Source organism: Methylibium sp. (genome assembly GCF_013817365.1).
Classification (GTDB): domain Bacteria; phylum Pseudomonadota; class Gammaproteobacteria; order Burkholderiales; family Burkholderiaceae_C; genus Methylibium.
Genome location: NZ_JACDCU010000181.1, coordinates 1 through 7,532, shown reverse-complemented (window position 1 = coordinate 7,532; position 7,532 = coordinate 1). Strand labels below are relative to the sequence as shown.

General features: G+C 64.0%; 11 protein-coding genes. All 11 read right to left on the bottom strand.

Annotated elements, in window-relative coordinates:
• Positions 1 to 19: 19 nt before the first annotated feature.
• Positions 20 to 436, bottom strand: coding sequence for a 50S ribosomal protein L16 (rplP, locus tag H0W38_RS12020; protein ID WP_292454271.1), 417 nt, complete (start codon positions 434 to 436; stop codon positions 20 to 22).
• Between the two features lie 3 nt (positions 437 to 439).
• Positions 440 to 1,369, bottom strand: coding sequence for a 30S ribosomal protein S3 (gene rpsC / locus H0W38_RS12015; RefSeq protein ID WP_292454267.1), 930 nt, complete (start codon positions 1,367 to 1,369; stop codon positions 440 to 442).
• A gap of 13 nt (positions 1,370 to 1,382) precedes the next feature.
• Complete coding sequence (gene rplV / locus H0W38_RS12010; protein ID WP_292449371.1) at positions 1,383 to 1,712, bottom strand: 50S ribosomal protein L22; 330 nt, start codon at positions 1,710 to 1,712, stop codon at positions 1,383 to 1,385.
• Between the two features lie 4 nt (positions 1,713 to 1,716).
• On the bottom strand, positions 1,717 to 1,992 hold the full coding sequence (gene rpsS / locus H0W38_RS12005) for a 30S ribosomal protein S19 (protein ID WP_292449372.1): 276 nt from the start codon (positions 1,990 to 1,992) through the stop codon (positions 1,717 to 1,719).
• Positions 1,993 to 2,004: 12 nt separating this feature from the next.
• A complete protein-coding gene (gene rplB, locus H0W38_RS12000; protein ID WP_292454263.1) occupies positions 2,005 to 2,829 on the bottom strand; it encodes a 50S ribosomal protein L2 in 825 nt (274 codons plus the stop codon).
• Positions 2,829 to 3,155, bottom strand: coding sequence for a 50S ribosomal protein L23 (rplW, locus tag H0W38_RS11995; protein WP_292454260.1), 327 nt, complete (start codon positions 3,153 to 3,155; stop codon positions 2,829 to 2,831). Before rplW ends, rplB begins: the two co-directional genes overlap by 1 nt.
• The gene (gene rplD, locus H0W38_RS11990) at positions 3,152 to 3,772 is read right to left on the bottom strand and encodes a 50S ribosomal protein L4 (protein WP_292449377.1); all 621 of its coding nucleotides are present in this window, start codon (positions 3,770 to 3,772) and stop codon (positions 3,152 to 3,154) included. The genes rplW and rplD overlap by 4 nt, the downstream gene beginning before the upstream one ends.
• The gene (rplC, locus tag H0W38_RS11985) at positions 3,772 to 4,452 is read right to left on the bottom strand and encodes a 50S ribosomal protein L3 (RefSeq protein WP_292454257.1); all 681 of its coding nucleotides are present in this window, start codon (positions 4,450 to 4,452) and stop codon (positions 3,772 to 3,774) included. The genes rplD and rplC overlap by 1 nt, the downstream gene beginning before the upstream one ends.
• A gap of 181 nt (positions 4,453 to 4,633) precedes the next feature.
• On the bottom strand, positions 4,634 to 4,948 hold the full coding sequence (gene rpsJ / locus H0W38_RS11980) for a 30S ribosomal protein S10 (protein ID WP_292449381.1): 315 nt from the start codon (positions 4,946 to 4,948) through the stop codon (positions 4,634 to 4,636).
• Between the two features lie 109 nt (positions 4,949 to 5,057).
• Complete coding sequence (tuf, locus tag H0W38_RS11975; RefSeq protein WP_292454254.1) at positions 5,058 to 6,248, bottom strand: elongation factor Tu; 1,191 nt, start codon at positions 6,246 to 6,248, stop codon at positions 5,058 to 5,060.
• Between the two features lie 123 nt (positions 6,249 to 6,371).
• A partial coding sequence (locus H0W38_RS11970) for a translation factor GTPase family protein (RefSeq protein ID WP_292454251.1) occupies positions 6,372 to 7,532 on the bottom strand: 1,161 nt, incomplete at its 5' end.

The following is a 7,532-nucleotide window of genomic DNA, read 5'->3' as shown; positions in this document are numbered from 1 at the left end:
GTCTTTCCTTCCGGCCGGCTCAAGCGCCGACCTGACGCGCCACGAAGGTGCACCGCAGCGGCAGCTTGGCAGCTGCGAGGGTGAACGCTTCGCGGGCCAGCGCTTCGGGCACGCCGTTGATCTCGTAGAGCACCTTGCCGGGTTGGATCTCGGCCACGTAGTACTCGGGATTGCCTTTGCCGTTGCCCATGCGGACTTCGGCCGGCTTTTGCGAAATGGGCTTGTCCGGGAAGATGCGGATCCAGATGCGGCCGCCACGCTTGACGTGACGCGAGATCGCGCGGCGCGCGGCCTCGATTTGCCGTGCCGTGATGCGACCACGTTCGGTGGCCTTCAGGCCGAAATCGCCGAACGACACGCTGGCACCACGGGTGGCGATGCCCGTGTTGCGGCCCTTTTGTTCCTTGCGAAACTTGCGACGAGCGGGTTGCAGCATTGCTTATTCTCCTTTCGCCTCGCCGGGATTACCGGTCGGGGCGGGCGCGGGGGCCTTGCGCACGCGCTTGACGGCCGGCTTCGGGGCGTCTCCGCCAACGGAGGCCTCGGTCGGCTTGTCGCTGCCGGCGGCCACTGGGTTGACGACGTCAGTGCGCGGCGCCGGACGAGCGCCCGGGCCACCTGCACGGGCACCGTCGCGTGAGGGCGGGCGGCGGTCGCCACCGGGACGGTCGCTGCGCGGGCCGCGGCGGTTGCGGCGATCGTCGTCGCGGTCGTCGGTCTTGATGGTCGGCGCCTCGCCATTGGCCAAGCGGTCACCACGGTAGACCCAGCACTTGACGCCGATGACGCCGTAGGTGGTCTTGGCTTCGGAGAAGCCGTAGTCGATGTCCGCGCGCAGCGTGTGTAGCGGCACACGGCCTTCGCGGTACCACTCGCAGCGCGCAATCTCGATGCCGTTGAGGCGCCCCGACGACATGATCTTGATGCCCTGCGCGCCCAGGCGCATCGCGTTCTGCATGGCGCGCTTCATGGCGCGGCGGAACATGATGCGTTTTTCGAGCTGCTGGGTGATCGAGTCGGCCACCAGTTGCGCATCGATCTCCGGCTTGCGGATCTCTTCGATGTTGACTGCGACCGGCACGCCCAGGCGTCGAGTCAGCTCGGCCTTGAGGTTCTCGATGTCCTCGCCCTTCTTGCCGATCACCACGCCCGGACGTGCCGAGTAGATGGTGATGCGGGCGTTCTTGGCGGGGCGCTCGATCAGGATGCGCGAGACCGCGGCGCTCTTGAGGCGTGCCTTGAGGAACTCGCGCACCTTCAAGTCTTCGGCCAGCATGCCGGCGAAGTTGCGGTTCGACGCATACCAGCGCGAAGACCAGTTGCGTGTGACGGGAAGGCGGAAGCCGACCGGATGAATCTTCTGTCCCATGTCTTCCAGCCTTTTAGTTGCCGACGGTCACGAAGATGTGACAGGTGGGCTTGCTGATGCGGTTGCCGCGCCCCTTGGCGCGTGCGGAAAACCGCTTCAGCGTGGCGCCTTGCTCCACGTAGATGGTCTTGACCTTCAACTCGTCGATGTCGGCACCGTCGTTGTGCTCGGCATTGGCGATCGCAGACTCGACGGCCTTCTTGATGATGAGCGCCGCCTTCTTCTGCGTGAAGGCCAGGATGTTGAGCGCCTGGTCGACCTTCTTGCCGCGAATCAGGTCGGCCACCAGCCGGCCCTTGTCGACCGACAGCCGTACGCCGCGAACGATTGCTCGGGTTTCCATCGCCTTACCTCTTCGCCTTCTTGTCCGCCGGGTGACCCTTGAACGTGCGGGTCAGGGCGAACTCGCCGAGCTTGTGGCCGACCATCTGATCGGTCACGTACACGGGCACGTGTTGCTTGCCGTTGTGCACGGCGATCGTCAGACCGATGAAATCGGGGAGGATCGTCGAGCGGCGCGACCAGGTCTTGATCGGCTTTTTGTCCTTGATCGCCGTGGCCTTTTCGACCTTGGCGATCAGGTGGTGGTCCACGAAGGGACCCTTCTTCAGTGAGCGAGACATTGCATGCGCTCCTTACTTTTTGCGACGCGAGACGATCATCGTCTGCGTGCGCTTGTTGCTGCGGGTGCGGTAGCCCTTGGTCATCGTGTTCCAAGGCGACACCGGCACCTGGCCCTCGCCGGTGCGGCCTTCGCCGCCGCCGTGCGGGTGGTCCACCGGGTTCATGGCAACGCCACGAACGGTCGGGCGGATGCCCTTCCAGCGGCGTGCGCCGGCCTTGCCATACTGACGCAGGCTGTGCTCTTCGTTAGACACCTCACCGATGGTGGCGCGGCACTCGATGTGGATCTTGCGAACCTCCCCGGAACGCAGGCGAACCTGCGCATAGGTGCCTTCGCGTGCCAGCAAGGTCACCGAAGTGCCCGCCGAACGTGCGATCTGCGCGCCCTTGCCGGCCAGCAACTCGACGCAATGCATGATCGAGCCGACGGGGATGTTGCGGATCGGCAAGGTGTTGCCGGCCTTGATCGGCGCTTCCGAGCCGCTCATGACCGTGGAGCCCACTTCGAGGTTGCGCGGCGCAATGATGTAGCGACGCTCGCCGTCGGCGTAGCACACCAGCGCGATGTGCGCGGTGCGGTTCGGGTCGTACTCGATGCGCTCGACCTTGGCCGGGATGCCGTCCTTGTTGCGCACGAAATCGACGACGCGGTAGTGGTGCTTGTGACCGCCGCCCTTATGCCGGATCGTGATGTGACCGTTGTTGTTGCGGCCGGCGTTCTGCATCTGCGGCTCGAGCAGCGACGCCTCGGGCCGGCCCTTGTGCAGGTGCGAATGCACCACCTTGACCACGGCACGGCGGCCTGGCGAAGTGGGTTTGACTTTGACGACGGCCATTACGCGCCCTCTCCGGAGAAGTTGAGCTCTTGGCCGGGCTTCAGGCAGACATAGGCCTTGCGCACGTTGTCGCGCCGCCCCACGCCCTTGCCGAAACGCTTGGCCTTGCCCTTGGTGTTGACCACCGAAACCTTGTCGACCTGAACCTTGAACAGCAACTCGACCGCCGCCTTGATCTCGGGCTTGGTCGCGTCCTGCAGCACCTTGAACAGCACCTGGTTGTGCTTCTCGGCGACCGCCGTGGCCTTTTCGGACACGATGGGCGAAACCAGCACCTGCATCAGGCGGCCTTCGTCGATCGGCTTTTGAGTGGGATTGGCGCTCATGCCAGCATCTCCTTGAGCTTGTCGAGCGCGCCCTTCGTCACCAGCACCTTCTTGTAGAAGACGAGCGACAGCGGGTCGGCGTAACGCGGCTCGATCACCAGAACATTGGCAAGGTTGCGCGAGGCGAGGAACAGGTTCTCGTCCACTTCGTCGGCGATCACCAGCACGGAGTCCAGGCCCATCGCCTTGAACTTGGCAGCAAGTTGCTTGGTCTTGGGCGAATCGACCTTGATCGAATCGACCACTGCCAAACGACCGTCACGCGCGAGCTGCGAGAAGATGGCCGCCATGCCGGCGCGGTACATCTTCTTGTTGACCTTGTGGCTGAAGTTTTCGTCCGGGCTGTTCGGGAAGATCCGACCGCCTCCGCGCCACAACGGCGAGGAAGTCATGCCGGCGCGTGCGCGACCGGTGCCCTTCTGTCTCCACGGCTTCTTGGTCGAGTGCTTGACGGCCTGACGGTCCTTCTGAGCACGGGTGCCTTGGCGGGCGTTGGCCTGATAGGCCACCACCACTTGGTGCACCAGCGCTTCGTTGTAGTCGCGGCCGAACACAGTGTCGGGCGCGTCCACCTTCGAGGCGGCCTGGCCTTGTTCGTTGAGGAGCTCGAGCTGCATCAATTGGCCCCCTTCTTGGCGCGGACCTTGACAGCCGGGCAGACGGTGACGAAGCCGTTCTTGGAGCCGGGCACCGCACCGCGCACCAGCAGCAGTTGGCGGGTTTCGTCGACGCGCACGATATCGAGGTTCTGCGTGGTCACGGTCGCGTCGCCGCGGTGCCCGGACATCTTCTTGCCCGGGAACACGCGGCCCGGGTCCTGCGCCATCGAGATCGAGCCCGGCACGTTGTGCGAACGGCTGTTGCCGTGCGAGGCACGCTGCGAGCTGAAGTTGTGGCGCTTGATGGTGCCGGTGAAGCCCTTGCCGATCGAGGTGCCCTGCACGTCGACCTTCTGGCCCACCTGGAACAGGCCGACGGGCAGCGTGCCGCCCGGCTTGTATTCCGCGGCGGTTTCGGCGCTGACAGGAAACTCGCGCAGCAGTTCACCCGCTTCCACACCCGCTTTGGCGAAGTGGCCGGCCGCCGGCTTGATCACGCGCGAAGCCTTGCGGGCCCCGAAGGTGACCTGGATGGCGCTGTAGCCGTCGGTCTCGACGGTCTTGACCTGGGTCACGCGGTTGTTGGACACGTCGAGCACAGTCACGGGAACGGCGTCGCCGTCGTCCGTGAAGATTCGCATCATGCCCACCTTGCGGCCCAGCAAGCCGAGCTGATGGCCCGGATTGGCTGTCGTCATGGTTCTTCTCCAATGCTTGGCATCGATTGGCCAAGCTGATTTGCAAGGAGGCCGCCTGCGGCTGCAGGCCTACCCCGATGTTTCGCACGCAGCGCATGTTTGCGCTGGCGGAAAAGCTCGCGATTATAGCGGCTGCAGCGAAATTGGCAACCGCTGGGACTCGCGCCGCCCCGTTCAATCCTTACTGCAGCTTGATCTCCACGTCCACGCCGGCCGGAAGATCGAGCTTCATCAGCGCGTCTACGGTCTTGTCGGTCGGATCGACGATGTCCATCAGGCGCTGATGGGTGCGGATCTCGAGCTGATCGCGCGAAGTCTTGTTCACGTGCGGCGAGCGCAGGATGTCGAAGCGCTGCATGCGCGTGGGCAGCGGCACGGGGCCCTTGACGATTGCGCCGGTGCGCTTGGCGGTCTCGACGATCTCGGCCGCCGATTGGTCAATCAGCTTGTAGTCGAACGCCTTCAGGCGAATGCGGATCTTTTGCTTGGTTGCCATGACGTTTCCTTAAAGAGCGGTGCGGCGGACGCATGGAGCGCCGGCGCCGCGGTAGTGGGTAGAGAAAAAACCGGCCTCAGGCTCTCGCCCGAAGCCGAACGTCATGCAATCACTCGATGATCTTCGCCACCACCCCCGCGCCGACGGTCCTGCCGCCCTCGCGGATGGCGAAGCGCAGGCCTTCTTCCATGGCGATCGGGTTGATCAGCTTGACGGTGATGGAGACGTTGTCGCCCGGCATCACCATCTCCTTGTCCTTGGGCAGCTCGACCGCACCGGTCACGTCGGTCGTGCGAAAGTAGAACTGGGGACGGTAGTTGTTGAAGAAGGGGGTGTGGCGTCCGCCCTCTTCCTTGGAGAGCACGTAGATCTCGGCGGTGAAGTGGGTGTGCGGCTTGACGCTGCCGGGCTTGCACAGCACTTGGCCGCGCTGCACGTCTTCGCGCTTGGTGCCGCGCAGCAAAATGCCCACGTTGTCGCCCGCCTGGCCCTGGTCGAGCAGCTTGCGGAACATCTCCACGCCGGTGCAGGTGGTCTTTTGGGTGACGCTGATGCCGACGATCTCGATTTCCTCGCCGACCTTGACGATGCCGCGCTCGATGCGCCCGGTGACGACGGTGCCGCGTCCGGAGATGGAGAAGACGTCTTCCACGGGCATGAGGAAGGCGCCGTCGATGGCGCGCTCGGGCGTGGGGATGTAGCTGTCGAGGGCGTCGGCGAGCTTCATGATGGCTTGCTCGCCGAGTTCGCCCTTGTCGCCCTCCATGGCAAGCTTGGCGCTGCCGTGAATGATGGGGGTGGCGTCGCCGGGGAATTCGTACTTGTCGAGGAGCTCGCGGACTTCCATCTCGACGAGCTCGAGGAGTTCGGCATCGTCGACCATGTCGCACTTGTTGAGGAAGACGATGATGTAGGGCACGCCGACCTGGCGGGCCAGGAGGATGTGCTCGCGCGTTTGCGGCATGGGGCCGTCGGCCGCCGAGCACACGAGGATGGCGCCGTCCATCTGGGCGGCTCCGGTGATCATGTTCTTGACGTAGTCGGCGTGGCCCGGACAGTCCACATGCGCGTAGTGCCGGTTCTTGGTCTCGTATTCGACGTGGGCAGTGTTGATGGTGATGCCGCGCGCCTTTTCCTCGGGCGCCGCGTCGATCTGGTCGTAGGCCTTGGCCTCGCCACCGAAGAGCTTGCTCAGCACCGTGGTAATGGCCGCCGTCAGGGTGGTCTTGCCATGGTCAACGTGACCGATCGTCCCAACGTTCACGTGGGGCTTGGTGCGTTCGAATTTGCTTTTTGCCATTTCAAAATCTCCGGATAAAGAACAGAGCCAGTGATCGGTTTAAGGTTTCCGGCGGAAAGTTTTTTCGTTCACCACTGGCAGCGAACGGCAACCCGCCGAAGACCGGCTGTACGCGGTCGTGACTTACTTGCCGCGCGAAGTGATGATGGCATCGGCCACGTTCCTCGGAGCCTCGCTGTAGTGCTTGAACTCCATCGTGTACGTGGCGCGACCCTGCGACATCGAGCGCAAGGTGGTCGAGTAGCCGAACATCTCGGACAGCGGCACCTCGGCCTTGATGACCTTGCCGCCGCCGGGCATGTCGTCCATACCCTGCACCATGCCGCGGCGTGAAGACAGGTCGCCCATCACCGAGCCGGCGTAGTCTTCCGGCGTCTCTACTTCCACCGCCATCATCGGCTCAAGGATCACCGGGCTGGCCTTGCGGCAGCCGTCCTTGAAGCCGAAGGACGCGGCCATCTTGAACGCGTTCTCGTTCGAGTCGACCTCATGGTAGGAGCCGAAGGTCAGTGTCACCTTGACGTCGACCACCGGATAGCCGGCCAGTACGCCGTTGGGCAAAGAATCTTCCACGCCCTTCCTGACCGCAGGGATGAACTCGCGCGGCACCACCCCACCCTTGATCGCGTCGACGAATTCGAAACCCTTGCCGGGCTCTTGCGGTTCGAGCTTCAGCACGACGTGCCCGTACTGACCCTTGCCGCCCGACTGGCGAACGAACTTGCCCTCGATGTCGGAAACCGCCTTGCGGATCGTTTCCCGGTATGCGACCTGCGGCTTGCCGACATTGGCCTCCACGCTGAACTCGCGCTTCATGCGATCGACGATGATTTCCAGGTGCAACTCGCCCATGCCAGAGATGATGGTCTGGCCCGACTCCTCGTCGGTCTTGACGCGGAACGACGGGTCTTCCTGCGCCAAGCGGCCCAGGGCAATCCCCATCCTCTCCTGGTCAGCCTTGGTCTTGGGCTCCACGGCCTGCGAGATCACGGGCTCAGGGAAGATCATTTTTTCGAGGGTGATGATCGCCGTCGGGTCGCACAGCGTCTCGCCCGTAGTCACTTCCTTGAGGCCCACGCAGGCAGCGATGTCGCCGGCCAGAATTTCCTTGATCTCCTCGCGCTGGTTGGCGTGCATCTGCAGAATGCGGCCGATGCGCTCCTTCTTGCCGCGGATCGGGTTGTAGACAGAGTCGCCCGACTTCAGCACGCCCGAGTACACGCGCACGAAAGTCAGCTGGCCGACATAGGGGTCGGTCATCAGCTTGAAGGCGAGCGCGGCGAA

Bases quoted from the DNA above. Each gene is read 5' to 3' on its own strand.
- rplD (WP_292449377.1), bottom strand. From the start codon at position 3,772: ATGCAGCTCGAGCTCCTCAACGAACAAGGCCAGGCCGCCTCGAAGGTG.
- rplV (WP_292449371.1), bottom strand. From the start codon at position 1,712: ATGGAAACCCGAGCAATCGTTCGCGGCGTACGGCTGTCGGTCGACAAG.
- rpsJ (WP_292449381.1), bottom strand. From the start codon at position 4,948: ATGGCAACCAAGCAAAAGATCCGCATTCGCCTGAAGGCGTTCGACTAC.
- rplP (WP_292454271.1), bottom strand. From the start codon at position 436: ATGCTGCAACCCGCTCGTCGCAAGTTTCGCAAGGAACAAAAGGGCCGC.
- rplB (WP_292454263.1), bottom strand. From the start codon at position 2,829: ATGGCCGTCGTCAAAGTCAAACCCACTTCGCCAGGCCGCCGTGCCGTG.
- rplC (WP_292454257.1), bottom strand. From the start codon at position 4,452: ATGACGACAGCCAATCCGGGCCATCAGCTCGGCTTGCTGGGCCGCAAG.
- tuf (WP_292454254.1), bottom strand. From the start codon at position 6,248: ATGGCAAAAAGCAAATTCGAACGCACCAAGCCCCACGTGAACGTTGGG.
- rpsS (WP_292449372.1), bottom strand. From the start codon at position 1,992: ATGTCTCGCTCACTGAAGAAGGGTCCCTTCGTGGACCACCACCTGATC.
- rpsC (WP_292454267.1), bottom strand. From the start codon at position 1,369: ATGGGACAGAAGATTCATCCGGTCGGCTTCCGCCTTCCCGTCACACGC.
- rplW (WP_292454260.1), bottom strand. From the start codon at position 3,155: ATGAGCGCCAATCCCACTCAAAAGCCGATCGACGAAGGCCGCCTGATG.